Consider the following 26,040-nt stretch of genomic DNA (forward strand, 5'->3'; position numbering starts at 1 on the left):
CGGGCCTGTCGGATCCTGTGATCCGCGCGTCGGCGGCGCTCAGCCGGCCGGCATCGTGCCCAGCAGCACCGAGCTGGCGCGCATCTGTTGCAGCAGGGCCAGGCCCTGGGCGATGAACGGCGGGTCGGCCGCGACACCGGCCTCGTCGGCGAGCGCCTGCAGCAGGAGGCGGCCGCTGGGGCGGGGCGAGGCGTCGGCGGCCTCGCCCACGCGCTCGATCAGGCGGTAGGCCAGCGGGCTCAGTTCGGAGAAGCGGACCCGGCCGTCGGGCTCGCGCCGCAGCATCAGCAGGGTCGGCGTCTGGGGCGCCTGTCGCGGCAGATGGTCGGGACCGAGCCGGTGCACCGGCCACTGGTAGGCCAGTGGCCAGGCCAGCGGCGACAGCACCGGGCAGGCCTCGAGCAGGTCGCCATCCGGATCGGCGTCGACATCCTCGATGCGGGCCTCGGAGATCTGCAGCGCCAGCTCGACCCATTCGTAGTGGGCCAGTTCGGCCAGCCAGTCCGGCCCCAGTCCGGGCTGCGCCTCGACAAAGCGCAGGAACTCGCGCGCGACCTCCGGGAACAGCGGGGTCTGGCAGCGGTGGTCGCGATAGAACCGACGCACCAGCGCCGGCCATTCGTCGCCGAAGATCCTGCGGATCACCGGGAAGTTGCCGGCCAGCAGGCTCTCGATATTGTTGAACAGCAGTTCGCGGTAGACCGCGAGCCGGCGCGGCTCGATGTCCGGCGCCGGCTGGCCGTCCGGGTCGCGCAGGTAGCGGGTCAGCTCGAACTGCTGCGCGCGCAGGCGCGGCGGCGCGGGACTGGGGGAGGTGTGCGCGTCAGGCATGGGCGTGCCTGGGCCGGACATCGCGGTTGGTCGCGAGAATGCCCCGCACCGTGTCCAGCTCGCCGAGCAGCTCGGCGAACGGAGGAAAATTGAAGTCGCGCTCCAGCAGGGTCGGGCGCGGGCCGAAACGGCGGCAGGCCTCGCCCAGCAGCGACCAGACCGCGTCCTTGACCGCCGCGCCGTGGGTGTCGACCTTGAGGTCGTCGGCTTCGTCGAAGTGGCCGGCGACATGGAGGCAGGCGATCCGCTCGCCGGGCATCGCGGCGAGGAAGGCGCTGGCGTCGTAGCGGTGGTTGATCGCGTTGACGTAGATGTTGTTGACGTCCAGCAGCAGGTCGCAGTCGGCCTCGTCCAGCACCGCGTTGATGAAGGCGGCCTCGTCCATGCCCTGGTGCGGGGCGGCGTAGTAGGACACGTTCTCGACCGCGATCCGGCGACCGAGGATGTCCTGGGTCTGGCGGATGCGCGCGGCGACGTGATGCACCGCTTCGTCGGTGAACGGGATCGGCAGCAGGTCGTAGAGCTGTCCGTCGTCGCTGCAGTAGCTCAGGTGCTCGCTGTACAGCGGTACCCGGTGGCGGTCGAGGAAGCGGCGGACGCGGCCGAGGAAGGTCTCGTCCAGCGGCGCGCAGCCGCCCAGCGACAGCGACAGCCCATGGCAGGTCAGCGGGTGGCGGGCGCTGAGCGTTTCCAGCGCCTCGCCAAGAAGGCCACCCACCCCGATCCAGTTTTCAGGAGCGCATTCGAGGAAGTCGAAGGCATCCGCGGACGCGGTCCGCAGCGGGTCCAACAGGGCCCGCCGCAGGCCGAGGCCGACGGCGTCGGAGCGAAGGGGTGGGTGGCCGGTCATGCGACGGTTCTCACTGCAGGGTCAGCACATGGAGGTGCGGGGCCATGCGGTGGGCTGGCATCAGGCCATGCCGCCGCACTTGCCTTCGCCGCACTTGCCCTCGGCGCCCTTGTCGCCGCCGCAGCTGCCTTCGGCACCCTTGTCGGCGCCGCAGGAGCCTTCGTGGCCGGCCTTCAGCTCGTCGGCGCTGATCTGGCCGTCGCTGTTGCTGTCGTAGCTGGCGAAGCGGCTGGTGTCGCCGTCGTGGGCGGCGCCGAACTCGGCCTGCGAGACCATGCCGTCCTGGTCGGTGTCCATCTTCTCGACACCGCACTTGCCTTCGCCGCACTTGCCCTCGGCGGCCTTGTCGGCACCGCAGTTGCCTTCGGCGACGGTGGCGCCGAGCAGGTAGCCGCCGGCGAGATCGTTCATCGCGAACGCCGACGTGGACATCGCCATGCCGCCGATCAGGACGGCGCCCACCGCGAGTGCGACCGGTTTTTTGCTGTTGCTCATGTCTTGGTTCCTCTCTCCAGTGAATGGCGCGGGTCATCCGCGCCGGTCGAGTCACGCGGCCGCTGGGCCGCCGGACACTGTGCTGTTACGCAGTCAGGTGTCGGAGGGTTACACGGCCGGTGTTAGGACCATGCCACGGGCCGGGCGCGGACCCGGTGGCGTTTATCGACGATTCATCCAGGCGCGACGAAGCGTGACCGGCCGCGCAACGAAAACGGGCGGCCGAAGCCGCCCGTCGGAAACCCGCACCGGCGCGAGCCGGTCGCGCCAGCGCTCAGGGCGCGGTGGTGGTGTTGGAGTCGTCGCGCTTCTCGCGCGGCGGCAGCTCGTCGTCGCCCTTGACCAGGAACCAGATGTTCTCGGCGATGTTGGTGGCGTGGTCGCCGATCCGTTCGATGTTCTTGGCCATGAACAGGAGGTGGGTGCAGGCGGTGATGCTGCGCGCGTCCTCCATCATGTAGGTCAGCAGTTCGCGGAACAGGCCGGTGTAGGCGACATCGATCTCGGCATCGCGCGCGCGGATCCGCTTGGCCGCCTCGATGTCGTTGTCGCGGTAGGCGGCGAGCACGTCGCGGACCTGCTTGACCGCCAGGGTGCCGAGCGCGTGCAGGCCGGCCACGTGCGGCAGCGCCGGCATCATGTTCAGCGCGGTGGAACGCTTGGCGACGTTGGCGGCGTAGTCGCCGACCCGCTCGATGTCGGAGGCGATCCGGATCGCGGCGAGGATCTCGCGCAGGTCGCGGGCCAGCGGGCCGCGCAGCGCGAGCTTCATCACGTCATGACTGATCTCCTGCTCGAGCGCGTCGATCGCCTCGTCGTTGGCGATGATCCGCTCGGCGGCCTTGTCGTCGCGACGCTCGACCACGTCGAGCGCGGCCTCGAGCTGGGAGGCGGCCATCTCGCCCATGCGCAGGGTTTCGTCGAGCAGACGCTTCTGCTCTTCGTCGTAGCTCTTGACGATGTGATCGTGCATGTCGGTGCTCATCTGAGTGGTGTCCTGGAGAATCGGATCGTTCTGGCCAGGAGGCGGTGGTCGTCCGTGGCATTACCGTTTCGACTTCGGGTCGTCCGGCCCGGCCATCCGTCGCCGGGCGTTCGACAGGCCGCGCGGGCAGCGTGCCTCAGCCGAACCTGCCGGTGATGTAGTCCTCGGTCTGCTGCTTGGTCGGCGCCGAGAATATCTGGTCGGTGGAGCCGTGTTCGATCAGGTCGCCCAGGTACATGAAGGCGGTGAAGTCGGACACGCGCGCCGCCTGTTGCATGTTGTGGGTGACGATCGCGATGGTGTAATCGAGCTTCAGCTCCTCGACCAGCTGTTCGATGCGGCTGGTCGAGATCGGGTCCAGCGCCGAGGTCGGCTCGTCGAGCAGCAGCACGTCCGGACGCAGGGCGACCGCGCGCGCGATGCACAGGCGCTGCTGCTGGCCGCCGGACAGGCCGAGCGCGCTCTGGCCCAGCTTGTCCTTGACCTCGTCCCACAGCGCGCCCTGGCGCAGCGCCTGCTCGACCCGGTCGTTCATTTCCGACTTCGACAGCTTCTCGTGGTGGCGGATGCCGTAGGCGACGTTCTCGAAGATCGTCATCGGGAACGGCACCGGCTTCTGGAACACCATGCCGACCTTGCTGCGCAGCCGGTTCATCGGATAGCGCGGGTCGAGGATGTTCTCGCCGTCCAGCAGCACCTGGCCGCTGGCGCTGAGCTTGGGGTACAGCGCATAGATGCGGTTGAACACCCGCAGCAGGGTCGACTTGCCGCAGCCGGAAGGGCCGATCAACGCCGTCACCCGCTTCTCGGGAATGTCCAGGTTGATTCCCTTGAGCGCATGGAAGCGGTCGTAGTGGAAGTCGAGCCCACGCACCGACAGCTTGACCGGCGCGGCTTCGGCCGTGGCGGAGTCGCGCTGGGGCGTGGCGATGGTGATGCGGGCGTCGTTCATGACCGGGGTCCGGGCAACGGGAGGGACGTTCTGGGTGGGGGCTTGGCTGAGGTCAGTCATGGGAGATCCTGTTGCGCAGCAGCAGGGCGCGGGCGATCAGGCTGACGCATAGTACGAACATGGCCAGGACCAGCGCGCCGGCCCAGGCGATGCTCTGCCAGGACTCGTAGGGACTGCCGGCGAACTGGTACATCACCACCGGCACGCTGGCCATCGGTTGCAGCACGTCGGTGCTCCAGTACTGGTTGCCGAAGGCGGTGAACAGCAGCGGCGCGGTCTCGCCGGAAATACGCGCCAGCGCCAGCAGGATACCGGTGACGATACCGGCCGAGGCGCTGCGGTACAGCACCTGCACGATCACCTTCCACTGCGGGATGCCCAGCGACAGCGCGGCCTCGCGCATCTGCGCCGGTACCAGCCGCAGCATTTCGTCGGTGGTGCGGACCACCACCGGCAGCACGATGAAGGCCAGGGCGATGGCGCCGGCGAGTGCCGAGAAGTTGCCGCCGCTCTGCGCCACCACCAGGGTGTAGACGAACAGGCCGAGCACGATCGACGGGGCCGACAGCAGGATGTCGTTGACGAAGCGGACCACGGTGCCGAGCTTGCGCGCGTTGCCGTACTCGGCCAGCCAGGTGCCGGCGGCGATGCCCAGCGGGGTGCCGATCAGGATCGCCAGCAGGCACATCACCGCGCTGCCGAAGAAGGCGTTGCGCAGGCCGCCCTCCTGCAGCGGCGGCGGGGTGTCCTGGGTGAACAGCGCCCAATCGATGCCGCCGATCGCCTTGGCGGCCAGGGTCCACAGGATCCAGCCGAGGAAGAACAGTCCGAACACCGCGGCGGCGCAGGCCAACACGAGCGCCAGGGCGTTGATCACGCGGCGCCGGCGGTACAGCGCGTCGGCGGCCTTCAGCTGGGCGGCATCCCTCACGGCGGTGGCCATCAGTTGCCCTCCTTCTTGGACAGCTTGTGGAGCATGATGCGGGCGATCGCCAACACCACGAAGGTGACCACGAACAGGACGAAGCCGAGCAGCAGCAGGGCCGAGCGGTAGGTCTCGGTGGCCTCGCCGAAGTCGTTGGCGATCAGCGCGGCAATGGTGGTGCCCGGCTCCAGCAGCGACGGCGAGAAGCGCACGCTGTTGCCGACCACGAAGGCGACCGCCATGGTCTCGCCGAGCGCGCGGCCGAGGCCGAGGAACACGCCGCCGATCACCGCCGAGCGGGTGTACGGCAGCACGATGTCCCAGGTCACCTCCCACTTGGTCGAGCCCAGCGCGTAGGCGGACTCCTTCAGCCGGGTCGGCACGGTCAGGAACACTTCGCGCATCACCGAGGAGATGAACGGGATCACCATGATCGACAGCACGATGCCCGCGGTCAGCATGCCGATGCCCAGCGGTGGCCCCTGGAACACCGCGCCGATCACCGGCAGGGTGCCGAGGTTGTCGTTGAGCCACGGGGTCACGTGCTCGGTCATCACCGGGACCAGCACGAACAGGCCCCACATGCCGTAGATGATCGAGGGGATGCCGGCCAGCAGCTCGATCGCGGTGCCGATCGGTCCGCGCGCCCAGCGCGGCGCGACCTCGGTCAGGAAGAAGGCGATGCCGAAGCTGACCGGAACCGCGATCAGCATCGCGACGATCGCGGTGACGATGGTGCCGTAGATGGGCACCAGTGCGCCGTACTTGTCCTCCACCGGGTTCCATTCGGTGGTGGTGAAGAAGTCCAGTCCGCTGGCGGCCAGCACGTGGCGGCCGCCCCACAGCATCGACAGGGCGGCGCCGGCCAGTGCGACCAGCACCAGGGCGACGGTGGCCACCAGGACATAACGGAACCAGCGGTCGTTGCGGGCGTCCTTGACGTCGCGGGACTTGGGGGCGCTGGCGGGAAGGGTGGTCGCGTTCATGCGGGGCCGTCGATGCGGAGCGAAGTGCGTCCGGGGTCTGGAAAAAGGGCCGTCATCCGGTCGCAGCCGGAAGTGGGCGGCCTTGCCGCCTGCTCATCCACGCGTTGGCAGGGATCCAGGGCCGATGTCCGGGACCTGGGAGAGAGACCAGGGATCCGGCACCGGTGCTGGATCCCCGCCTCAGCGGGACGAGGAAACGACGAGGGCGCCCGGACAATGCCCCGGGCGCCCGGCTGCATTACTTGAACTCGGCAGCCCAGTAGGACTCGACCTGCTGCACCAGCTCCGGCGGCAGCGGCACGTAGTGCAGCTCCGAAGCCTGGGCCTGGCCGTTCTCGAACGCCCACTTGAAGAAGGCCATCGCATCGGCGCTGCGCTTGGCGTCCTTGGGCTGCTTGTACATCAGGATGAAGTTGGTCGCGGTGATCGGCCAGGCATCGGCGCCCGGCGCGTTGGTGATCACCAGGTGGAAGTCCTTGGTGTTCGCCCAGTCGGCGGTCGCGGCGGCGGCCTGGAAGCTCTCGGCGCTCGGGGCCACCCAGTTGCCGGCGGCGTTCTGCAGGGTCGCGTAGGCCATGTTGTTCTGGATCGCGTAGGCCAGCTCGACGTAGCCGATCGAACCCTTGATCTGCTGGACGTAGGAGGCGACGCCCTCGTTGCCCTTGCCGCCGACGCCGGTGATCCACTTCACCGACTTGCCTTCACCGACCTGGTCCTTCCAGGCGCTGCTGACCTTGCTCAGGTAGTTGGTGAAGTTGAAGGTGGTGCCGGAGCCGTCGGAGCGGTGGACCAGGTTGATCTTCAGGTCGGGCAGGGCGACGTCCGGGTTGGCCGCGGCGATCGCCGCGTCGTTCCACTTCTCGACCTTGCCCAGGTAGATGTCGGCGAGCAGCTCGCCGGTCAGGCGCAGCTTGCCGGCCTCGATGCCCTCGACGTTCAGCACCGGGACCACGCCGCCGATCGCCGACGGGAACTGGCCCAGGCCGGCCTCGGCCAGCTCTTCGGGGCTCAGCGGGGCGTCGGAGGAGCCGAAGTCGACGGTGCCGGCCTTGATCTGGGCGATGCCGCCGCCGGAGCCGATCGACTGGTAGTTCACCTTGGCGCCGGTCTGGGCGTTGTAGTCGGCCGACCACTTGGAGATCAGCGGGAAGATGAAGGTGGCGCCGGCGCCGGTGATCTCGGCGGCGACCTTGTCCGAAGCCGCCTCCGCGGCGGCCGGGGCGTTGCCGCCTTCGCCCGTGGCCGGGGCTTCCGACGACGGCTTGCAGGCGGCCAGGGCCAGGGTGGTGGCGAGGGCGAGGACGGCGATACGGGCCGGCGAGGATTTCATGTATGACTCCATGAGAGAGAGGCCGGCGCGGGGCCGGCGGGCGGGACTATGAAATGATGTTTTTGTTACACCCCTGTTACACCTGTCGGGTCTATGACTCAAGTCCATGAAAAATATGGACAAATTCATGTTTCCGGCAGGGCGCGCAGGGGCTGGAAAAAGCCCGGTTCGGGTACATTCGAACCGGGCTTTGTTACATCCGTTCAGGGGTTGGATCGGCCTCAGTAGCCGATTTCGCGGGTCCAGTAGGCCTCGATCTGCTCGGTCAGCGAGTCCGGCAGGGCCACGTAGTCCAGTGCCTTGGCCTGGGCGTCGCCGTTGGCGTAGACCCAGCGGAAGAACTCGCGGGCCTGGCGTGCGCCGTCGACGTCCTGCGGCTGCTTGCGCATCAGGATGAAGTTGGTGGCGGTGATCGGCCAGGCCTGCTCGCCGGGGGCATTGGTCATGACCAGGTAGAAGTGCTCGGCCCGGGTCCAGTCCGCGCTGGCGGCGGCGGCCTGGAAGCTGTCGTCGCTGGGCAGGATGTAGTTGCCGGCGGCGTTCTTCAGGCGCGAGTAGGCCAGGCGGTTCTGCAGCGCATAGGACATCTCGACGTAGCCGATCGCGCCGCGGATCTGCTTGACGTAGGCGGCGACGCCCTCGTTGCCCTTGCCGCCGATGCCCAGCGGCCACTTGACCGAGGTGCCCTCGCCGACCGAGTCCTTCCATGCCGGGCTGACCTTGGACAGATAGTTGACGAAGTTGAAGGTGGTGCCGGAGCCGTCGGAGCGGTGGATCACGGTGATCTTGGTGTCCGGCAGCGCGATGCCGCTGTTGAGCGCGGCGATGCGCGGATCGTTCCAGTGGGTCACGTTGCCGAGGAAGATGTCGGCCAGCAGATCGCCGTCGAGCTTCATCGCGCCGGAGGCGACGCCGGGGATGTTGATGATCGGCACCACGCCGCCGATCACCGACGGGAACTGGGCCAGGCCATGCTCGGCCAGCTCCTGCGGCGGCAGCGGCTTGTCGGAGGAACCGAAGTCGACGGTGCCGGCCTTGATCTGGGCGATGCCGCCGCCGGAGCCGATCGATTGGTAGTTGACGCGCTTGCCGGTGGCTTCGGCGTAGTCGGCCGACCACTTGCTCATGACGGGATAGACGAACGAGGCGCCGGCGCCGGTCACGTCCGAGGCGGAGGCATTGAAGCTGAGGCCGGCGGCGAGCGCGAGCGCGGCCAGCGCGGTTCGGGAGGCGTGGATCACGGTGGGATTCCTGTAAGGGTGGTCAGGAGGTGCGGGAGGCTGCGGGTACCCCTGCGGCGGCGGTCGACGCGGCAGCCAGGGAAAAAAGAGGCGCGGTCGGGGAACCGCGCCTCGGAGTAGCCCAATGGGAGAGAGAGGAGGGGCTTACCAGAAGAACTGTGCGCGGGCTTCGATGATGTTCGGGCTGTCGTCGACGCCGCGACGCTCGCTGTCGACCTTCACGTAGTCGACCATGAACTTGAAGTTCGAGCGCCAGTAGTAGTTCACGCCGACGGTCCAGGTATCCATCTGGCCGCCCTGGACGATGCCGTCGTCCAGATCCAGGGTGTCGTAGCGCAGGCCCAGCTGCCACATGCCGCTGGCCGGGTTCTCGGCGCCGGAGGTGCCGGGGACGCCGCCCTTGTTGGTCCAGGTCTCGCCGGTGACGTTCCACACGCCGCTGATGTAGCCGCCGCTGCTGTCGAAGTCGCTGCCGGGCTGGCTGGCGAAGCCGGTGTCGTAGCGGTCGACCGAGTTCATCATGTACTCGGCCTGCAGCTTGAACGGGCCATGCACCCAGAACGACTCGAGGCCGATCGTCGAGGTGCGGTCGGCGTTGAGGATGCCGCTGCTGCCGGTGTCGATCAGGCGGTTGGACAGGTCGGCGTCGGGACGGGCGCGCCAGCGGATGGTGTCGCCGTCGACGTCGTAGTTGGCGTAGGAGGCGCCGATGTAGAAGACGTTGCCCTTCTCGTTGATCGGTGCCCAGCCGCCGCGCAGGCCGAAGCCGCTGCCGTGCGCGCGGTTGCGGGTCAGCTCGCGGCCGAAGTAGCTGGCGCTGACCTGCCAGTCGTCGCTGCCGATGTTGTAGCTGGCACCCAGGCGACGACCCACCGCGAAGGTGTTGGTGATCATCGCCTTGGAGATGAAGTCGTTGTTCTTGGTCGAAGACAGCTCTTCCATGCTGTTGGGCTGCTTGAACTGGCCGACCTGCACGTAGTGCTTCTTGTCGCCGCCGATCTTGTACTTGACGTTGGCGTCGAGGAACTTGCCGTCGCCGGAAGCGTCGTAGCCCAGCACCCAGTCGATGTTGCCCGGGCCCTTGCCCTTGAGCACCAGCTCGGCGCGGCGCAGGCCGAAGTCGGTGTCGTCGCCATCGCTGCCGTCGGCATCGAGATTGGCGACGTCATTGTCGTACCAGTAACCGTCGGTCTGCAGCAGCCCCTCGAAGCTCACTTCGGAGCCGCCGATCACGTCGATGGCGACTTCCGCGTGGGCGGCCGGCGCGACGCAGGCGAGGATGGCGAGAGCGAGAGGGGCGGGGATGAGTTTCATTGGGCTGGCCCTTGGGGCATGGGAAGAGTGGGCGCAGCGTATGTAGTGATGATGACGCTCGTATGACAACCATGTCTTCTTGCTGTCCTCGGGGCGTCATGTGACATGTTCGTGAGTGCTTGTCGGTTATTTCTTGTATTTCAATAACTTGAGTTGGGTTTTCTGTAATTTCGCTGAAATCCATCCGGTCACCGCGGAGCCTGGGTGCGACTGCTGTCGAGGCGGTTGCCGGCTTTGTGGCGGTGTTGTTTCAGATCCGGGCGCGGGTGCCGGTCAGTACGGCAAGCGTCCCCGGTCGCTGCGTTCCAGCCCGGCCGCGCCCGGTTCGAAACCCTGCGCCTGCAGTCCGAGGGCGATGCCCGGCAGGTCGCTGCGTATCGTGGTGCGGGCGTCGTATCCGCCGTTCGCATCGATGTCGATCGCGATCGTGGCCGCCTCGATGCCGGGCGGGAGGCTGCCGGTGGGTGCGAGTTCGATGCGGGCGACGGGCCCGGCGCACACCGCGCGTCCGTCGAGCCGGAACGCCGGGCCCGGATCGCCGCCGGCGTCGGCGTCCAGTTGCAGGTCGAGACCGATCCGGCCGCCGGCGTTCTCGCAGCGACCGTCGCGGAACAGCGCGGTGGCGCCGTCCAGGTTCAGGCGCAGGTCGGCGCCGGGCCATGCGCGCGCGCTCAGCCCGAGTTCGCCATGAGCGTCGCGCAGTCCCCGCGCACGGCCGCGTACCACGGTCGCACGCAAATGCGGGCTGGCCAGCGCCCAGTGCTGCTGTCCGTACAGCAGCGGCAGCACCCGCAGCCGAAGGTCCAGCGTATCCAGTGCGATCGCGCCCCAGCGGGCGCCGCGCAGCTGGCCGGACCACAGGCTGCCGGACACCTCCCGCGCCTGCAGGGGGCCGTCGCCGGCGAACGCGTCCAGGGCGATGCGCAGCGGCAACAGCAGCACCAGCATCGCGATGCAGGCGGCCGCGAACACCGCCAGCAGTCGCAGGCGCCGGCTCATGCGCCGTCCCCCGCGTCTGCGCCTGTCGACGCGGCGGCTTCCAAGGTGTCGAAGCCGACCTCGACCCGCAACGCGCCGTCGCGTCTTTCCACGTGCAGCGTGTCCGGTCCGATCCCGTGGTCGTGCCGCAGACCGGCCAGCCAGGCGAACAACGGCTCCGACTGGACCCTGTCGATGCCCAGCACCAGTGCGCCGTGCTCGTCGCGGCGGCGACGGCTGACCGCGATCCCGGCATCGGCGGCGCTGTCGAGCAGAGCCCGGGTGCCGGGACGGCCGCGGTCGTCCCGCTCCCGGACAAGACGCAGTTCCGAGGCCAGTCCGCGCACCGCCGTGGCATCGGCGGCGGCGCGGTCGTAGCCGGCCCGCGCCGCGTCGCGCAGGTACCGCAACGGGGTCAACAGCGCGTACCAGTAGGCGAAGGCGGCGAGCATCACCAGCATTGTCGCGACCATCGTCCGTTCGCGGTCGTCGCGCGCGCGCCACCACTCCGCGATCCGCCGCGGTTGTCCGTTCATGGCCTGGCCTCCATCGGCGCGTCGCTGCGGGGCGGTCGCTCGTCGATCCGGATCGTGGTGGACAGACCGCCGCCGCCATCGCGGGTGCCGCCCACCTCCAGCCGCAAGCCGGCATCCGACAGGCGCCTGCGCAGTTCATCGAGGTCGCCGCGGGCCGGGTGGGCGACGACGGCCTCCAGGGCCTTGTCGCGACGGTAATCCAGACGCTCCAGTTGCAGCGTCGGGATCGTCGAGATCGCGCCATGCAGCGCGGCGTTGAGGCGGGCGAAGCGGTCGCCGGCCGCGGTCGAGATCAAGGCGTCCTGGAGCGAGGTGATCGGGTCGCCGCCGACGGCGGCGCCGAGGTCCTGGACGGTGGCCGCGGTCTCGCTCCGCAATGCCGATGCGGCGATGCCGTAGCGGGCCGCCCCGACCGCGACGAGCAGCAGGGGGGACAACGCGAGCAGCCCCGCCAGCAGTGCGACCCGACGCCAGCGGGGCAGGTCCGAAGGTTGCGCCTCGGCGCGCGTGAAGCGGCCCTGGAGCAGGTCGACCGACACTGCCACCGCGCCCCGGGCCAGAACCGCCTCGACCTGGCCGGTGTCGGCGACCGGCGTCGTCGGTGGAGCACCGGCAAGCACCGTTTCGGCCAGCCCGGCTTCGCAGCCGAATGCCAGTTCCGGGGCGCGTACCAGCCATTGGCCGTCGCGCTCGAACACGGTCGCGGCCGCCGTGCGGGCCTCGTCCCGGTCCGGCGCCTGCGGTGCCGGCAGCAGCATGTAGTCGGGGATCGCCATGTCCGGTTCGAAACCGAGCGTCCGGGCGCGGTCGAGGTGATGCCGCAGCACCGCCGGGGCGAGGTACAGCACTTGCCGGCGCGTACCCGCGTCGGGCGGTGCAGCGAGCACCACGTGCAGATCGTCGCCACCGCCGGCGAGACGCTCTTCGAGCAGCAGCCTCGCCGCGGCCAGTGCCTGGGCTTCGTTGCGGGCCTTCAGTTCCAGCCACTGGCTGCCGACCTGGTGGCCGGGTATCGCCAGGATGCAGCGGACCCCGGACGATCGACCGGATGCCGGCGCGGCGTCCGCGGCCAGCGGGCCGCGCGCGCTGATCGAGCCGTCGGCATCGATCCACAGGCATTGCAGGGTGTCGTCCTGCGCCGATGGCAACAGCAGGAGGGAAGCGGGAACGGAGGGCGGGTGTTTCATTCTTCGGCAGTCCAGCGGCGGGCGACCAGCGCGATTGCGCCATCGCGCCTGTGTTCGAACAGGTCGCTGAGTACGACCTGGGCATCGCCGTACTCGACTTCGGCATGCAGGCCGAAGTAGCGGGTACGCAGCCCGGTCTGCTCGAGCACCGGATTGGGCACATCGGCGGCGGCCAGCGCCGGCTGGCTCCAGAACGCGGCGTGGTCGCGCCAGCCGCCGTCGGGCCGGGCCGCGATCACGCGTCTGGCCTGGGCCGGGTCGAGCGCGCCCAGGGTCAGCATCGTCAGCAACGGTGCGTCCCGCGTCCGCAGTGTGTTGACGTTGAGCGGCGACAGGTCGGCGGTCGGCAGCGCGCATACATGCGGACGCAGGCGCGCGTACACCGCCGCGTCGTAGCCGTTCAGCGCCCGCAGCTCGCTGACCTCGGCCAGCAGCGCACCGGCGGTCCGGTACGCGGGCTGCAATGTCGCGTAGCTGCCGTCCTCGGCGCCCATCGGCGAGCGTTCCGCGTCGGTGTCGATCCAGTCGACCAGGGTGTCGGCAAGCGCCTGCGCCCGATAGGCGTCGAAGTCGATCGCCTCCAGCAGGGCGAGATACTGGCGCACGCCCAGTTCACGGCGCTGCCATTGTTCGGGCGCGCCCTCGACCACGCTGTTGAGGTTGAAACAGGTGGCGGCGTCGAACACGCGCGCGTTGGCCATGCCGCCCTCGCCGGCATCGATCGGGAACGGGAACGCGCGACCGTTCCAGTCGCCGTCGAGGGTGGTGATGCCGGGCGAGCGCCGGGTCAGCGCGTCGATCCGTCGGCGGGCGATCGCCTCGGTGCCCAGTGCGTACCACTGCGCCTGGGCCACGGCCTGGGCGTTGCCGGCGCGGCGCAGGCCGAAGCGGATGTCGTCGAGGATGCCGACGATCAGCACGGTCATCACCGCGACCAGCAACAGCACGGTCAGCAGGGCGACGCCGCGTTGGCGCACGCGACCGGGCAGCGGCCGCTTCATGCCTCTCCCCCCGGCAGCAGGAAGGTCTGGCGGATCCGTCCCAGCGCCTCGATGTCCAGGTCCAGCTCGATCGCCTCCGGCAGGTCGCCGCCGCCGCCCGGCCAACCGCTGAGCCACCGGCCGCGATAGCGATAACGGATGGAGGCCGCGCGGATGCCGGACAGCAGCTGTTGCGGGGCATCCGTGCCTGCGCCGTCCAGGGCGGGCCGGCTGCTGCGTTCCAGGCGTCCGTCGGCGAGCCGGTACTCGACGTACCGCATCGACGCGCGCGGGTCGGCGTCGGGGTTGGCCCAGCCGCGGCGGACGAAGCCCAGCAGCGGCCCGTGACCGGGCTGCCCGGCCACGAATGCGCGCCGCGCCGGCGAACCGTCGCCGTTGCGCACGCGTCGCGTCGCGGCCTGACCCAGATCGGTGCGCAGCAGGCTGCGCGCGCGCTGGAACTCGCCCAGCCGCTCCATGCGCGCACGCACCACGCCCTGGTTGTCGGCGGCATAGGCCATCACCGCGACAGCCGCGGCCGAGATCATGGCGAAGATGGCCAGTGCGACCAGCATTTCGATCAGGGTGAAACCGCGCGTGTTCATGGCGCCTCCCGGAACACGACGCGTTCGGCGGCGATCCGCTCCTCGTCGACGGGCATCACCAGCACTTCGATGCGCAACAGACCGCTGTCGTCGGTGGGCGCCAGGGTCCGCTTCCAGCGCCACGGACGGTCGCCGGCCGACTCGCGTCCCTGACCAGCGACCCCCATCGCCGAGAGTTCGTCGGCGTCGGCCACCATCGCTTCCACCGCGAGGTTGTCGGCGACCACCCCGGCGAGCACGCGTTCCTCGATCGCCACCGCGCTGCGGGTACTTTCGCCGGCGAGGTTGAGCAGTCCGAGCACGGCGAGTCCGAACACCGCCAGCGCGACCAGCATCTCGATCAGCGAGAAGCCGCGCCGGCACCGATGCCGCGACCGCCACGGTCGATCGCGATGCACGCTCTGGAGCTCAGCGCCGGGCATCCATCCGTACCTTGCCGGCGGCGTCGACCCGGACGTCGACCGAGGCGCGATCGCGGACCAGGGTCAGCGAGGCCGGCACGGCGGCGCCGGTGGGGTCGAAGCGGAAGCTGACCTGATCGCGTCCGCGCGGCAATTGCGGCCGTATGCCGTCGTCCCACAAGCGGTTGCCGAACGGCCGGTCGCGCAATGGCTGCCAGTCGCCGAAATGCTGGCGGGTGAACCCATAGCCCTGGTCGGTGACGGTGACCTCGATCGCGCGGGTACCGAGGATGGCCTCCTCGTGCGCGCGGACCAGGCCGGCGGCGAAGGCGTCGGCCTGGTCGTCGAGCGAGTTGTCCGCCGGCGCGGTCATCACCACCGCGGCGCCGGCGATGCCGAGGATGAACAGCACCACCATCAGCTCGACCAGGGTGAAACCGCGCGACCGGGCGGCGCGGTGCGCAGCCGGGAGCGTTGCGCGGTGACGGGCGGGGGTGCGGGTCACGGCATCAGCGCCAGTTGCCGATGTCGGCGTTGTCGCCTTCGCCGCCCTCGGCGCCATCGGCACCGAAGGAATAGACCTCGAAGGCGCCCTGGCGACCCGGCGCGCGGTACTGGTAGGGGTTGCCCCAGGGGTCGTCCGGCAGGCGACGGATATAGCCGCCGCGACGGTAGCGTTCGGGACGGGCGAGGCCTGCCGGCGCCTGCAGCAGCGCCTCCAGGCCCTGCCCGGTGCTCGGGTAGGCGAGGTTGTCCAGACGATAGGTTTCCAGCGCCTGTTCCAGCACCGAGATGTCGGCATGGGTCTTCTCGGCCATCGCACGGTCCTGGCTGGGCATCACGTTGATCATCACCACGGTCGCGAGCAGGCCGATGATGACGATGACCACCATCAGCTCGACCAGGGTGAAGCCGCGGGCCTTGCCGGCCCGACCGCGCGCAAGCACGGGGAACGGCCGGACGCGCGGTTGCGGTGCGCGGGCATGGTTGCGGGCGTGCGCTGCGGAACACGGGAGGCGGTGAAGGGCCGACATGACGGGGGTCCTCTAGAAAGCCAGCGAATTGAACTGCAGGATCGGCAGCAGGATGGACAGGACGATGACCGCGACCACGCCGCCCAGCGCGACGATGATCATCGGCTCCAGCAGGCTCATCGCGGCCGAGGTGAAGGTGTTGAACTCGCGCTCCAGGTAGTCGGCTGCGCGCTCCAGCATCGGCGCCAGGCGGCCGCTGTTCTCGCCGCTGGTGGCCATGTAGATCAGGGTCGGCGGGAACACTGCGGCGCGCTTCATCGCCGAGGACAGGCTGCCGCCCTCGCGGATCGATGCGACCATCGTCTCGGTGGCCTGGCGCAGCACCCGGTTATGCACGGTGCGGGCGGTGATCGTCAGTCCTTCCAGGATCGGCAGGCCGCTGTTGACCATGATCGACAGCGTCCGCGCCATCCGCGCGGCATGGATATCGCGGATCAGGCGGCCCAGCAGCGGCATGCGCAGCACCAGCGCGTCGAAGCGCAGTCGAAAGCCCGGCCGCGCGAGCATCAGCCGGAAACCGGCCGCCGCCAGGATCGACAGGACCAGCAGCGGCAGCCCCCAGCCGGCGATGAAGTCGGAGATCGCGATGACCACCCGGGTCAGCGTCGGCAGCTCGCGCCCCATCGAGTCGAACTGTTCGACCACCTTCGGCACCACGAAGGTCATCAGAGCGATCACCACCGCGACGGCGGTCAGCGCCAGCGCGGCCGGGTAGACCAGGGCGGTGAACAGCTTGGAACGCACCTGCTGTTCGCGTTCGAGCAGATCGGCCAGCCGTTCGAGGATGTCCGGCAGCGCGCCCGAACTCTCGCCGGCGGCGACCATCGCCCGGTACAGCGGCGGGAACGCGTCGCCCTGGCGCGCCATCGCGTCGGACAGACGGAAGCCTTCCAGCACCAGCGCGTGGGTTGCCATCAGGGTGCGCCGCACCGCCGGCTTCTCGGCCTGCCCGCCGATCGTGCGCAGGGCCTCTTCCAGCGGTGCGGCGGTGATCAGCGTCGCCAGCTGTCGGGTGACCAGGGTGACGTCCTTGCGGGTGAAGCGATCCAGCAGCGAGCGCCGGTCCGAAACCTTGCCGGACGCGGTCGTGGCCGGCGCCAGCTTGACCGGCAGCAGCCTGCGCTTTTCCAGCCGTTCGCGCGCCTCGCCAGCGCTGGCCGCCGACACCGTCCCGGTGCGGGTCCGGCCGCGCAGATCGAGCGCGGCGTAGTCAAACGTCGCCATCGTCGTCCAGCTCCTGGCGGGCGACCCGCATGGCTTCCTCGACGGTGGTGTCGCCGCGGGCGACGCATTCGCGTGCCGCCTGCGACAACCGGCCGCCGCCGGAGAAGGCCAGCCGGGCGATGCTGTCCTCGTCGGCATTGGCGCCGATCAGCTGTCGCAGCGCCTCGTCGACCGGGACCGCCTCGTAGACGCCGACGCGGCCACGGAATCCGGTGTGACTGCATTGCGCGCAACCGACTGCGCGGTACAGGACCGTGTCGCGGTCATCGCCCATCAGCTGCCGGCTCAGCGTGTCGGGTTCGCGCTCGACGCGACAGTGCGGACACAGCCGCCGCACCAGCCGCTGGGCGACGATCAGGCGCAGGGTCGAGGCGAGCAGGAACGGCTCGATGCCCATGTCGCGCAGGCGGGTGATCGCGCCGATCGCGTCGTTGGTGTGCACGGTCGACAGCACCAGGTGACCGGTCAGGCTGGCCTGTACCGCGATCTGCGCGGTTTCCGGGTCGCGGATCTCGCCGACCATCACGGTGTCGGGATCCTGGCGCAGGATCGCACGCAGGCCAGCGGCGAAGGTCATGCCGACCTTGTTGTTGACCTGGGTCTGGCCGACCCCGTCGATCGCGTATTCGACCGGGTCCTCGACGGTGAGGATGGTGCGACTGCCGTCGTTGAGCCGGGCGAGCCCGGCGTACAGCGTGGTGGTCTTGCCGGAGCCGGTCGGGCCGGTGACCAGGACGATGCCGTTGGGCACCGCCAATGCCTGCCGGAAGCTGCGCAGCACCGGTGCCGGCATGCCCAGCTGCGGCAGCGACAGGGTGCCCTGGTCCTTGTCGAGCAGTCGCATCACCACCCGCTCGCCGCCGCGCGCGGGCAGGGTGGACACGCGCACGTCGAGTGCGCGCGCGCCCATCGCGACCGAGATCCGTCCGTCCTGAGGCACCCGCTTCTCGGCGATGTCCAGCCGCGCCATCACCTTTACCCGCGAGACCAGCAGCGGAGCGATGCGGGCGGGCAGGCTGAGCATCTCCCGCATCACCCCGTCGACGCGGAAACGCACCCGCAGCGCGGTTTCGAACGGCTCGACGTGGACGTCGGAGGCGCCCAGGCGGGCGGCCTCGGCGAGCAGCCCGTTGATCAGGCGGATGATCGGCGCATCGTCCTGGCTTTCCAGCAGGTCGGCGGTGGCCGGAATGTCGTCGACCAGGGCGTCGAGGCTGCCGTGGGCGTCGAGGGCGCCGGCCTCGGCGGCGCTGCCGAGGCCGGCATCGGCGTAGGCTTCGGACAGGCGCCGGTCGAAGGCGCCGCGCTCGAGCCGCTCGACCCTGAGCGGACGGGCCAGGGCGCGGCGCACCTCGAGCAGGGCACGGGCGTCGGCGCCCTCGCGCAGGCCGACATGGGCCTGGGTCCCGTCGCCGCCGAGCAGCACGACGCCGTGCGCCTTGGCGAAGGCGTAGGGCAGGGCGGCCGGTGCGGGCGCGGACGGCGTCATCGCGCCGGCGCGGCCTCGTCGCTTGCTCCGGTCGCCGCCGGGACGGGAGCTGGAGGCACCGGCGGACTCATCCGCAGGTATTCCTGGACCAGGGCATCGAGCGCGGCGCGCTGCTGCTCCGCCTGTTGCGCTTCCAACTGGCGATCGCGGATGTAGCCGTAGCGGTAGGCGGTCTCGCGCTGCGCGTCGGCGGCGTCGCGGATCACCGTCGGACGGATGAACACCATCAGGTTGCGCTTGTCGTTCTCGCGCGCGGTGCTGCGGAACAGGCCGCCGATCAGGGGCAGGTCGCCGAGTCCGGGAATCTTGTCGACGGTCACCCGGTCGGTCTGGTCGAGCAGTCCGCCGAGCACGACGATCGCGCCGTCGTCGACCTGGACCTTGGTCTCGATCTCGCGCTTGTTCAGCACCAGCTCGTTGAAGTCGGCGCTGACCGGACCGGCGATCGAGGACACTTCCTGGCGCAGGAACAGGGTGATGCCGCCGCCGGCGTTGATCTGCGGCTTGACCTCCAGCTGCACGCCGACATCCTGGCGCTGGATGGTGCGGAACGGGTTGCTGTTGGAGTCGCCCAGCACCTCGCCGGTGGTGATCGGTATTTCCTGGCCGACCAGGATGCGGGCCTCCTCGTTGTCGAGGGTCATGATCGACGGTGTCGACAGCAGGTTGGAGCCGGTGTCGGACTTGACCGCGTTGATGATCATTCCGAACACCGCGTCGCTGCTGCTGCCGGCCAGTCCCGCCAGTCCGCCGGACAGGCCCAGCAGCGACTGCACCGCGGCGCGGCGGGCCAGGTCCAGCACGCCGTCGTCATCGTCGTCGCCCGGCTGGCCGGCGGCCACGCCGGCGGCGATCGGCATGATCCCGGTCTTGGAGCTGGGGTACTGGGTGGCGAGGAACGGAATGTTGCCGTCCTTGCCGCCGAGCAGGAACTGCACGCCGAGTTCCTTGGCCGCCTCGTCGGAGATCTCCACCACGATCGCTTCGACCAGCACCTGTTCGCGGCGGGTGTCGAGCTGGTTGATCACATCGAGCAGGGTGCGCTGGGTCTCGGGGTCGGCGTTGATGATCAGCGAGTTAGAGCCCGGGTAGCGGACGATGGTCGGACGCTTGCCCGGCACGCCGGCGATGACCTGGGTGCCGGTCGGCGCGGCGGTCGACACCGCGCTGGAGGCCGGCGCGTCGGCCCCGTAGGCGGCGTCGGGCGCCTGGCCGACCAGTTGCTGCAGCACCGGCAACAGCTGCTCGGCATTGGCATGGCGTAGCTTGACCACACGCACGTCGCCGCTGCTCTCGGCGCGGCGGTCGAGTTCGAGGATCATCTGCACGACCCGCTGGATCAGCTGGGCGTCGCCGCGCACCACGATCGAGTTGCTGCTCTCCACCGGCAGGATCGACAGCGCCGGGTTGACGCCGTCGGCGCCGCCGCCGAACAGGCGGGTCACGGTGGCGGCGATCTCCTGCGCGGAGCTGTTGCGCAGGGTCACGGTATCGATGGTGGCGCGGTCGCTGTCGACCTGGGCGATCAGCGCACGGATCCGGCGCAGGTTGTCGGCGTAGTCGGCGACCAGCAGGCTGTTGCTGTGCGGCATCGGCAGCACCACGCCGCCGCGCCCGACCAGCGGCTTGAGCGTTTCCGCCGCGATCCGCGCGTCGACCGTGCGCAACGGCAGCACCTGGGTCGCGAAACCGCTGCCGTCGCCTCCCGCCGAGCCGGGCTGCTGGGCGGCGGTATCGTCGGGAACGACGCGGTAGGCGCCGGCGCCGGCGGGCACCGCGACCAGGCCGTTCGCGCGCAGTACCGCCAGCAGCACGCCGAGCAGTTCCTGCTCGGACATGGGTTCGCCGCGATTGACGTTGACCGTGCCCTGTACCCGCGGGTCGACGACGAAGGTGGTGCCGGTCGCCTGTGCCACGTCCTGGATGAACGCGCGGATGTCGGCGTTCTGGATGTTGAGCGACTGAGCGGTCGGTGCCGGGTTGCCGCTGCGGGTGCCGGCGCGGTCCGGGTCGGCGCCGACCGCGGAGAACGGCTGCAGCACCAGGCTGGCGATCAGCACGCTGGAGAGAAGGTGTCGGTTCAAGGTTGCTCGGCCTGCAGAGTGATCGTCCGGGACTGGCCGCCGCGCTCGACGGTCAGCACCACTTCGGAACGGTTCTTGAGTTCGCCCGCCAGTTCGCCGAGCCGCTCGCGATCGAGCGGACGGCCGTCGACCGCCATCAGCACGTCGCCGGGGGCCAGGCCCGCGCGGCGGAACAGGACGCCGTCGCCGCGTGGCGTCAGGGTGTACCCGCCGTCGAGGTTGGCGCGCAGCCCGGTGCTGGCCAACAGCTGGGAGGGCGCAATCGCGCCGGTGCTTCCGCTGGCCGGATCCGCACGGGTCGCCGCGGACGTGGTGCCCGGGCTGGCGAGCGGACGCGTCCTGGCGGTCGACGCAGGCATGGGCGGCGACGCCGGAGTCGCCAGGTCGATGCGGTGTTCGCTGCCGCCCGCGCGCAGCACGACGTGATCCTCGCCGACCCGGACCAGGGTGATGCCGTCGGCGATCGCTTCGCCGTCGCGATAGGCGCGCTGCGCGCCGTCCTTGCCGGCGAGGATCGCCGAAGCGGGCATGCCGCCGTCGGCCGACGCCGCGCGCAGCCCGAACAGGCGATAGCCCAGCGCCTGTTCGGCACCGGCGGCTTCGGAAACCGCATCGCGCCGGTAGAACAGGTCGGCGTCGATCGCGAAGGCGTCGGCCGCGGCGGAAGCCTCCGGCGGGGCGACCTCGCCGAAGGGGGCGGGTGGAACCACCGCCAGCCAGATCAGCCGCGCTGCCTGCAGGGCAAGCAGGATCACCAGTGCGACCTCGAGCGCGGCGGGGAGCCGTCGGCCGATCCTTTCGCGCAGATCGGACGCGGAGATATCGCGGATGGCGGCAAGGGCAGGCACGGGCGCAGCGGTCCACATCTCGGGTTTCAGCGGCGCGAACAGGATGAGACGGATTTGTGACCATATGACTGCAACTGACACATGGATTCGAGGGTCTCGGCATTCGTGCGGGGGCGCGGGTCGGCCCGGAACGGGGTGAGCGGAAACAAAAAGACCCGGAAGCCTGGCTTCTGGGCCCGTCCTCCCCGGGAGGGCGTCTTTCCCCATTGGCGGACTGGTGCGAGGCAGTCCATCCGCACGGCCGGCGACGGCCGCTTCGACGACGCGATCGTGCGGATCAGCGACGTGCCGCAAGCGGGTCCGGACGAGGCCGGACCCGCAATTCGGGCCATGCACGGGGTGTGCATGTTTCAACCACGGCTAGAACGACGCCGACAGGCTGAGGGTGTAGCTGGTACCCAGGTCGTAACGCATCACGTCGGCGCGGCCGCCGCCGAACTCCTGATACTCGTGGAACTCCTGGTTGAACAGGTTGCGGGCCTCGAAGCCCAGCTCCATCCGGGTGTTCCACAGGGTGAAGCCCTTCTTCAGCACCAGGTCGACCGTGGTGCCCGGGTCCTGCACGTAGTCGGGCTGGACCACGGTGGTGCCGCCGGCGCCGTCCGCGCCGATGATGCCGCGGGCGTTGATGCGCTCGCTGGCGTAGCCGATCAGCAGGGTCGCCTGGCTGCCGGAGGCCGGGTGTTCGAGTCCCAGCTGGACGTTGGCCAGATGCTCGGACTGGCCCTGCAGGCGGCTGCCGTCGACCACCAGCTCGGACGCCGGTTGCGGACGGCCGTTGCCGGCCAGGGTGTAGGCGACGTCGTCGCCGTCGACCTGGACCTCGGAGTCGGAGTAGGTGTAGTTGGCGGCGACGAAGAAGCGGCTGTCGGCACCGGTCCAGTCCCACGGGCTGTCGTAGTACTTGCGGAAATCCAGTTCCAGTCCGTAGACCACCGCCTTCGGCGCATTGATGAAGCTCTGCTGCCAGGCCGAGCCCGAGCGGCCGTTGAGCACGACCTCGACCGGCTTGTCGATGTCCTTGTAGAACACGCCGGCACTGAGGTACTCGCCGCGATCGAAGTACCACTCGTAGCGGGCGTCGAAGTTGAGCAGTTCGCTGTCGACCAGGAAGGGGTTGCCGATCACCAGGCGATCGCTGTCGAGGTCGAGGTACTGCTGCGGCGCCAGTTCGCGGAACTGCGGACGGGCGATGGTCTTGGACAGGCCGACCCGCAGCTGCTGGTTGTCGGCGAAGTTCCAGGTGACCGTCGCCGCGGGCAGGAAGTAGTCGTTCTCCAGCGGCGCCGCGGTCGGCAGCGGCTGACCGGCGCCGAACAGGTCGATCGGCTGCACCTCCTGGGTCGCGTCCTCGTAGCGGACGCCGACGGTGGCGCGCACCGTGCCGGTCAGCTGCGACTCCGCTTCAACGTACAGGGCGCGGGTTTCCAGCGAGCCGTCGTAGGCCGCTGCGCCGGTGCCGCCGGTGGTCTCGCGCAGGGTCAGGTAGCCCTGGCTGATCGCGTAGTCGGACAACAGGAAGTCCGGACGCAGATAGCGGTAGTAGAACGGCAGATTGCCCAGCGACAGCAGTCGGAACTCGCGGGTGACCGCGTCGCGCTCGGTGTCCGACCAGGCGGCGCCGAAGTTCAGGTACAGGTCCATCTCGATCGGCAGTCGCCACGCGGCGTCGACGCCGGCCGAATCCACGCGCTCGTTGACCTGGCTGAAGCGGGTGTAGTTCTGCGCCTGCGAAGCGTCGTGGAACCAGAAGCCGTCGGCATCCTCGCGATAGCGGAAGCCCTTCTCGTACGGCGCGTCCAGGCTGGCGCGCGAATGGCCGACGCGCCAATCGACGGTCAGGTCGCGGAACTCGCCGAACATGTGCTCGCCGGTCAGCTGGGTATTGATCAGCTCGCGCTCGAACCAGTGGGTGGTGTCGTCGCGGACGTTGTCGCCGGTCAGCAGGCTGTAGCCCTCGGTGCTGCGCGTTTCCTTGTCGGTGTCGTGCACGTACATGGTCATCAGGCCGACCTTGTGGTCTTCCCAGTCCATGGTCACGCCGAGCAGGCCGTTGACGGTGGCGTTGTTGGTGGTCGACAGGAAGTCGTAGTCGGACTGCACCGCCATCTTGCCGCTCTCGACCGCACCGTCCTGCTGGACGCCGACCTGGGTCTTCCACTTGTTCTTCAGCGCCGCGGTGGCGACCACGCCCAGGCGCGAGGAGTCGCCCATGTCGAACGAGGTGCCGCCGCTGATCTCGTACTCGTAGTCCGGATTGACGTTGTCGGTGGTCTGGATCAGGTTCAGTGGCGCGTTGGTGAAGCTGCGCGCGATCCGCTTGACCTGGTCCGCGGTGAAGTCGGGGCCGGGGGTGATCCGGTTGCCGGTGGCGAGGGCGTCCTGCAGCTCCTGCGGCATCTTGCGGGTGCCGTCGTCGTAGCCGAAGAAGTCCGAGTCGCCGCCGCCGTAGTGGGTCAGGCCGGGCTGGAAGGTCGTCTCGCTGTTGCCACCGATCGCCGCCTTGAACTTGAGGAACGGCTGCTCGGGCACCACCGCGCTGGAGATGTTGATGGTGCCGCCGCCGAACTCGCCCGGGAAGCGCACCGAATAGGTCTTCTGCACCTCGACGGTGTCGAGGACGTTGGTCGGGAACAGGTCCAGCGGCACGACGCGCTTGAGCGGCTCGGGACTGGGCAGCGGCGAGTTGTTCAGCAGCGCCGAGGAGTAGCGCTCGTTCAGGCCGCGCACGTACACGTACTTGCCCTGGTTGACGCTCAGGCCGGCGACCCGGACCAGGGCATCGGCCACGGTGCTGTCGCCCTGGCGCTCCAGGTCTTCCTTGGACACGTGGGTCATCACCGCCGAGCTGGTCAGCATCGGCTGCGGAATGAACTCGCCGCGCACCTCGATCGCATCGAGCTCGGTGGCCTGCTCGGTGGCTGCGGGCGGATTGGCGGACGGTTCGGTTCCGGCGTCCTGGGCCAGCGCGCCGTGCGGCGCGAGCAGGGCCGTGATCGCCAGGAAGATCCCGGTATGAGGGCCCGTACGGGCGATATTGAGCTTCATGAGTGGCAGCCTTTCTTAGGGTCCTGTACGTCCGATAAGCCGATGCCGCGGTTTCGCCGCGGCATCGGAGAGGGGGCGGGGCCACGGACTTTTGGCCCCGCTCCACCCGCGACCGCCCCCTGCGGCCACGGGTCTGGCCATCAGCAGGGATCGCTGCTGGTCAGGCCGCAGGTCCAGCCTTCCCACCAGGTATCGGCCGAGTCCTTGACCGCGCCGATGTAGTCGACGTCCTCGAAGAACGGATTGACCGTCGAAAGGCCGGCGAAGGCCGGCACCGCGGACTCGTTGGCGCCGTTGATGAAGGTGCCGCTCAGGCTCGACGCGCCGGTCGAGTTGTTGGTGCCGGCGTTGAACGCGGTGGCTTCGGCGCCGGAAGCGCCGCCGGCGAACGGGGTGTCGCAGGACACGTAGGTCGAGTCGAACGTGCCCTCGGTGGTGGCCGACTGGAACTCGATGCACGCCGGATTGCCGCCGGTGAAGACCGCGTTGTAGTAGTTCACCAGGGTGCCCTGGTTGAGCACCACGACATTGTCGTGACCCTTGCTGACGTAGGTCACGTTGGCGATGACCGGATTGGAGCGGTACGGCAGGTCCTGCGAGCTCATCTCGTTGACGCGGTCGCCGCCGCCGTCGCGCTGGACGATCAGGCCGAACTGGATCGCGCCGCGGTAGCCGGAGTCGGTGTCGAAGCTGTCGTCGTCGATGCCGGTCATCACCAGATGCTTGGCGTTGACCTTGCCGCCGAACCATTCGATGCCGTCGTCGGAGCTGTTGTGCACCTGCACGTAGTCGACCTCGGTGCCGCTGCCCAGGCCGGCCATGGTGATGCCGTTGAGCTCGACGTCGGGCAGCACTTCGAAGCCGGAATGCATCACCCGGACGTACTTCAGCACGCCGCTGTTGTCGGCGTCGTCGTTGCCGCCGTAGAAGCCGTTGGCGCCTTCGACCTGCGCCTCGCAGGTGGCGGTACCGGGCTGGGCGGTGCCGGGGCAGGTGCTGATGGCGGCGCGGCCGAGCAGCACCAGGCCGCCCCACTGGCCGATCGAGTCGATGCCGGTGGTGCCTTCGACGCTCTGCCGGCTGGTCATCACGATCGGCGCGCTGGCGGTGCCTTCGGCCATGATCTGCGAGCCGCGGTTGACCATCAGGAAGTCGGAACCGCTGGAGCCGAACAGGGTCACGCCCGGTTCGATGGTCAGCACGCCCTGGCGCGCGTTCGGATACGGGTTGGCGGCGTCGCCGCCCATGTCCTCGCCGACATCGGTGCGGCCGTTGAGCGAGTAGGCCACGCCGTCGATCTGCGGCAGCGTCATGTTGCCGATGATGCGGGCCGGCAGCTCGCAGTTGGTCATGCCCGCAACCTCACCCACGTCGGTGGTGCCGCTCGGGCAGCTCGCGCCGGTCGGCGGCGGCGGCGGCGGAGCCGGCGGCGGCGGGGGCGGCGGGGTCACCGGCGGGGGCGGGAATGCGCCTTCGCCCGGCGACGCAACGCGGTCGGCGCCGCCGCCGCAAGCGGTGAGTGCGAGGACCGCGCCGAAGGTCATCAGCAGGGTCCTGCAGTTGTTGCGAGAAGTCATTCTCTTGCTCTCCGATCGTTTGGGTTGGTTCAAACACGTTCGAGCCCGGCCAGAACCGCTCGCCGATCACGCGTCCTGTCGCGATCGCAACGACCGGTCCCGCTCCGTCCCCTGTCCGTTCGCGCGTCGAATCGATCGCG

24 protein-coding genes are annotated in these 26,040 nt (G+C 69.5%); all 24 read right to left on the reverse strand.

Features of this window, described 5'->3' with window-relative positions; translation table 11 throughout:
* Positions 1–39: 39 nt before the first annotated feature.
* The gene (locus C9I47_RS06290; protein ID WP_111265990.1) at positions 40–831 is read right to left on the reverse strand and encodes an HvfC family RiPP maturation protein; all 792 of its coding nucleotides are present in this window, start codon (positions 829–831) and stop codon (positions 40–42) included.
* The gene (locus C9I47_RS06295; protein ID WP_111265991.1) at positions 824–1,681 is read right to left on the reverse strand and encodes an HvfB family MNIO-type RiPP peptide maturase; all 858 of its coding nucleotides are present in this window, start codon (positions 1,679–1,681) and stop codon (positions 824–826) included. The genes C9I47_RS06290 and C9I47_RS06295 overlap by 8 nt, the downstream gene beginning before the upstream one ends.
* A gap of 60 nt (positions 1,682–1,741) precedes the next feature.
* Positions 1,742–2,176 (reverse strand): HvfA family oxazolone/thioamide-modified RiPP metallophore, encoded by a 435-nt coding sequence (locus C9I47_RS06300; RefSeq protein WP_111265992.1) that lies wholly within the window; start codon positions 2,174–2,176, stop codon positions 1,742–1,744.
* A 274-nt stretch (positions 2,177–2,450) separates the two neighbouring features.
* On the reverse strand, positions 2,451–3,161 hold the full coding sequence (gene phoU, locus C9I47_RS06305) for a phosphate signaling complex protein PhoU (protein WP_111265993.1): 711 nt from the start codon (positions 3,159–3,161) through the stop codon (positions 2,451–2,453).
* Between the two features lie 136 nt (positions 3,162–3,297).
* On the reverse strand, positions 3,298–4,113 hold the full coding sequence (gene pstB, locus C9I47_RS06310; protein ID WP_111265994.1) for a phosphate ABC transporter ATP-binding protein PstB: 816 nt from the start codon (positions 4,111–4,113) through the stop codon (positions 3,298–3,300).
* Between the two features lie 52 nt (positions 4,114–4,165).
* Complete coding sequence (gene pstA, locus C9I47_RS06315) at positions 4,166–5,056, reverse strand: phosphate ABC transporter permease PstA (RefSeq protein WP_111265995.1); 891 nt, start codon at positions 5,054–5,056, stop codon at positions 4,166–4,168.
* Positions 5,056–6,024, reverse strand: a complete 969-nt coding sequence (gene pstC, locus C9I47_RS06320; RefSeq protein ID WP_111265996.1) for a phosphate ABC transporter permease subunit PstC — start codon at positions 6,022–6,024, stop codon at positions 5,056–5,058. Before pstC ends, pstA begins: the two co-directional genes overlap by 1 nt.
* 238 nt (positions 6,025–6,262) lie before the next feature.
* Positions 6,263–7,354, reverse strand: coding sequence for a phosphate ABC transporter substrate-binding protein PstS (gene pstS / locus C9I47_RS06325; protein ID WP_111265997.1), 1,092 nt, complete (start codon positions 7,352–7,354; stop codon positions 6,263–6,265).
* Between the two features lie 221 nt (positions 7,355–7,575).
* Positions 7,576–8,595, reverse strand: coding sequence for a phosphate ABC transporter substrate-binding protein PstS (pstS, locus tag C9I47_RS06330; protein ID WP_111265998.1), 1,020 nt, complete (start codon positions 8,593–8,595; stop codon positions 7,576–7,578).
* A gap of 144 nt (positions 8,596–8,739) precedes the next feature.
* On the reverse strand, positions 8,740–9,909 hold the full coding sequence (locus C9I47_RS06335; protein ID WP_111265999.1) for an OprO/OprP family phosphate-selective porin: 1,170 nt from the start codon (positions 9,907–9,909) through the stop codon (positions 8,740–8,742).
* Positions 9,910–10,182: 273 nt separating this feature from the next.
* Entirely contained in the window at positions 10,183–10,908 is a 726-nt protein-coding gene (gene gspN / locus C9I47_RS06340) for a type II secretion system protein N (RefSeq protein WP_111266000.1), read from the reverse strand.
* Positions 10,905–11,423 (reverse strand): type II secretion system protein GspM, encoded by a 519-nt coding sequence (gene gspM / locus C9I47_RS06345; protein ID WP_111266001.1) that lies wholly within the window; start codon positions 11,421–11,423, stop codon positions 10,905–10,907. Before gspM ends, gspN begins: the two co-directional genes overlap by 4 nt.
* Positions 11,420–12,610, reverse strand: a complete 1,191-nt coding sequence (gene gspL / locus C9I47_RS06350; RefSeq protein WP_111266002.1) for a type II secretion system protein GspL — start codon at positions 12,608–12,610, stop codon at positions 11,420–11,422. The genes gspM and gspL overlap by 4 nt, the downstream gene beginning before the upstream one ends.
* Positions 12,607–13,611: a type II secretion system minor pseudopilin GspK gene (gene gspK / locus C9I47_RS06355; RefSeq protein WP_111266003.1), complete on the reverse strand. Its 1,005-nt coding sequence runs from the start codon at positions 13,609–13,611 to the stop codon at positions 12,607–12,609. Before gspK ends, gspL begins: the two co-directional genes overlap by 4 nt.
* Positions 13,608–14,195, reverse strand: coding sequence for a type II secretion system minor pseudopilin GspJ (gspJ, locus tag C9I47_RS06360; protein WP_111266004.1), 588 nt, complete (start codon positions 14,193–14,195; stop codon positions 13,608–13,610). The genes gspK and gspJ overlap by 4 nt, the downstream gene beginning before the upstream one ends.
* Positions 14,192–14,617 (reverse strand): type II secretion system minor pseudopilin GspI, encoded by a 426-nt coding sequence (gene gspI, locus C9I47_RS06365; protein ID WP_111266005.1) that lies wholly within the window; start codon positions 14,615–14,617, stop codon positions 14,192–14,194. The genes gspJ and gspI overlap by 4 nt, the downstream gene beginning before the upstream one ends.
* Positions 14,604–15,101, reverse strand: a complete 498-nt coding sequence (locus C9I47_RS06370) for a GspH/FimT family pseudopilin (RefSeq protein WP_223250305.1) — start codon at positions 15,099–15,101, stop codon at positions 14,604–14,606. The genes gspI and C9I47_RS06370 overlap by 14 nt, the downstream gene beginning before the upstream one ends.
* Before the next feature lie 4 nt (positions 15,102–15,105).
* Positions 15,106–15,543: a type II secretion system major pseudopilin GspG gene (gene gspG, locus C9I47_RS06375; RefSeq protein ID WP_223250306.1), complete on the reverse strand. Its 438-nt coding sequence runs from the start codon at positions 15,541–15,543 to the stop codon at positions 15,106–15,108.
* 99 nt (positions 15,544–15,642) lie between these two features.
* A complete protein-coding gene (gene gspF / locus C9I47_RS06380) occupies positions 15,643–16,854 on the reverse strand; it encodes a type II secretion system inner membrane protein GspF (RefSeq protein ID WP_111266008.1) in 1,212 nt (403 codons plus the stop codon).
* Positions 16,841–18,343: a type II secretion system ATPase GspE gene (gene gspE, locus C9I47_RS06385; RefSeq protein ID WP_111266009.1), complete on the reverse strand. Its 1,503-nt coding sequence runs from the start codon at positions 18,341–18,343 to the stop codon at positions 16,841–16,843. Before gspE ends, gspF begins: the two co-directional genes overlap by 14 nt.
* Complete coding sequence (gspD, locus tag C9I47_RS06390; protein ID WP_111266010.1) at positions 18,340–20,427, reverse strand: type II secretion system secretin GspD; 2,088 nt, start codon at positions 20,425–20,427, stop codon at positions 18,340–18,342. Before gspD ends, gspE begins: the two co-directional genes overlap by 4 nt.
* Positions 20,424–21,275, reverse strand: a complete 852-nt coding sequence (locus C9I47_RS06395; protein ID WP_190238624.1) for a type II secretion system protein N — start codon at positions 21,273–21,275, stop codon at positions 20,424–20,426. The genes gspD and C9I47_RS06395 overlap by 4 nt, the downstream gene beginning before the upstream one ends.
* 360 nt (positions 21,276–21,635) lie before the next feature.
* Positions 21,636–24,323: a TonB-dependent receptor domain-containing protein gene (locus C9I47_RS06400; RefSeq protein WP_111266012.1), complete on the reverse strand. Its 2,688-nt coding sequence runs from the start codon at positions 24,321–24,323 to the stop codon at positions 21,636–21,638.
* A gap of 140 nt (positions 24,324–24,463) precedes the next feature.
* A complete protein-coding gene (locus C9I47_RS06405; protein ID WP_111266013.1) occupies positions 24,464–25,900 on the reverse strand; it encodes a hypothetical protein in 1,437 nt (478 codons plus the stop codon).
* Between the last annotated feature and the right edge of the window lie 140 nt (positions 25,901–26,040).

Origin of the sequence: Marilutibacter maris (assembly GCF_003233695.1) — a bacterium.
Classification (GTDB): Bacteria; Pseudomonadota; Gammaproteobacteria; order Xanthomonadales; family Xanthomonadaceae; genus Marilutibacter; species Marilutibacter maris.

What these genes read in the sequence shown, in the direction of transcription:
- C9I47_RS06400 (WP_111266012.1), bottom strand. Translation starts at nt 24,323, where the DNA reads ATGAAGCTCAATATCGCCCGTACGGGCCCTCATACCGGGATCTTCCTG.
- gspN (WP_111266000.1), bottom strand. Translation starts at nt 10,908, where the DNA reads ATGAGCCGGCGCCTGCGACTGCTGGCGGTGTTCGCGGCCGCCTGCATC.
- gspM (WP_111266001.1), bottom strand. Translation starts at nt 11,423, where the DNA reads ATGAACGGACAACCGCGGCGGATCGCGGAGTGGTGGCGCGCGCGCGAC.
- gspE (WP_111266009.1), bottom strand. Translation starts at nt 18,343, where the DNA reads ATGACGCCGTCCGCGCCCGCACCGGCCGCCCTGCCCTACGCCTTCGCC.
- C9I47_RS06300 (WP_111265992.1), bottom strand. Translation starts at nt 2,176, where the DNA reads ATGAGCAACAGCAAAAAACCGGTCGCACTCGCGGTGGGCGCCGTCCTG.
- pstB (WP_111265994.1), bottom strand. Translation starts at nt 4,113, where the DNA reads ATGAACGACGCCCGCATCACCATCGCCACGCCCCAGCGCGACTCCGCC.
- C9I47_RS06295 (WP_111265991.1), bottom strand. Translation starts at nt 1,681, where the DNA reads ATGACCGGCCACCCACCCCTTCGCTCCGACGCCGTCGGCCTCGGCCTG.
- gspK (WP_111266003.1), bottom strand. Translation starts at nt 13,611, where the DNA reads ATGAAGCGGCCGCTGCCCGGTCGCGTGCGCCAACGCGGCGTCGCCCTG.
- gspF (WP_111266008.1), bottom strand. Translation starts at nt 16,854, where the DNA reads ATGGCGACGTTTGACTACGCCGCGCTCGATCTGCGCGGCCGGACCCGC.
- C9I47_RS06405 (WP_111266013.1), bottom strand. Translation starts at nt 25,900, where the DNA reads ATGACTTCTCGCAACAACTGCAGGACCCTGCTGATGACCTTCGGCGCG.
- gspJ (WP_111266004.1), bottom strand. Translation starts at nt 14,195, where the DNA reads ATGAACACGCGCGGTTTCACCCTGATCGAAATGCTGGTCGCACTGGCC.
- phoU (WP_111265993.1), bottom strand. Translation starts at nt 3,161, where the DNA reads ATGAGCACCGACATGCACGATCACATCGTCAAGAGCTACGACGAAGAG.
- pstS (WP_111265997.1), bottom strand. Translation starts at nt 7,354, where the DNA reads ATGAAATCCTCGCCGGCCCGTATCGCCGTCCTCGCCCTCGCCACCACC.
- gspI (WP_111266005.1), bottom strand. Translation starts at nt 14,617, where the DNA reads ATGCCCGGCGCTGAGCTCCAGAGCGTGCATCGCGATCGACCGTGGCGG.
- C9I47_RS06290 (WP_111265990.1), bottom strand. Translation starts at nt 831, where the DNA reads ATGCCTGACGCGCACACCTCCCCCAGTCCCGCGCCGCCGCGCCTGCGC.
- C9I47_RS06335 (WP_111265999.1), bottom strand. Translation starts at nt 9,909, where the DNA reads ATGAAACTCATCCCCGCCCCTCTCGCTCTCGCCATCCTCGCCTGCGTC.
- gspL (WP_111266002.1), bottom strand. Translation starts at nt 12,610, where the DNA reads ATGAAACACCCGCCCTCCGTTCCCGCTTCCCTCCTGCTGTTGCCATCG.
- pstC (WP_111265996.1), bottom strand. Translation starts at nt 6,024, where the DNA reads ATGAACGCGACCACCCTTCCCGCCAGCGCCCCCAAGTCCCGCGACGTC.
- pstA (WP_111265995.1), bottom strand. Translation starts at nt 5,056, where the DNA reads ATGGCCACCGCCGTGAGGGATGCCGCCCAGCTGAAGGCCGCCGACGCG.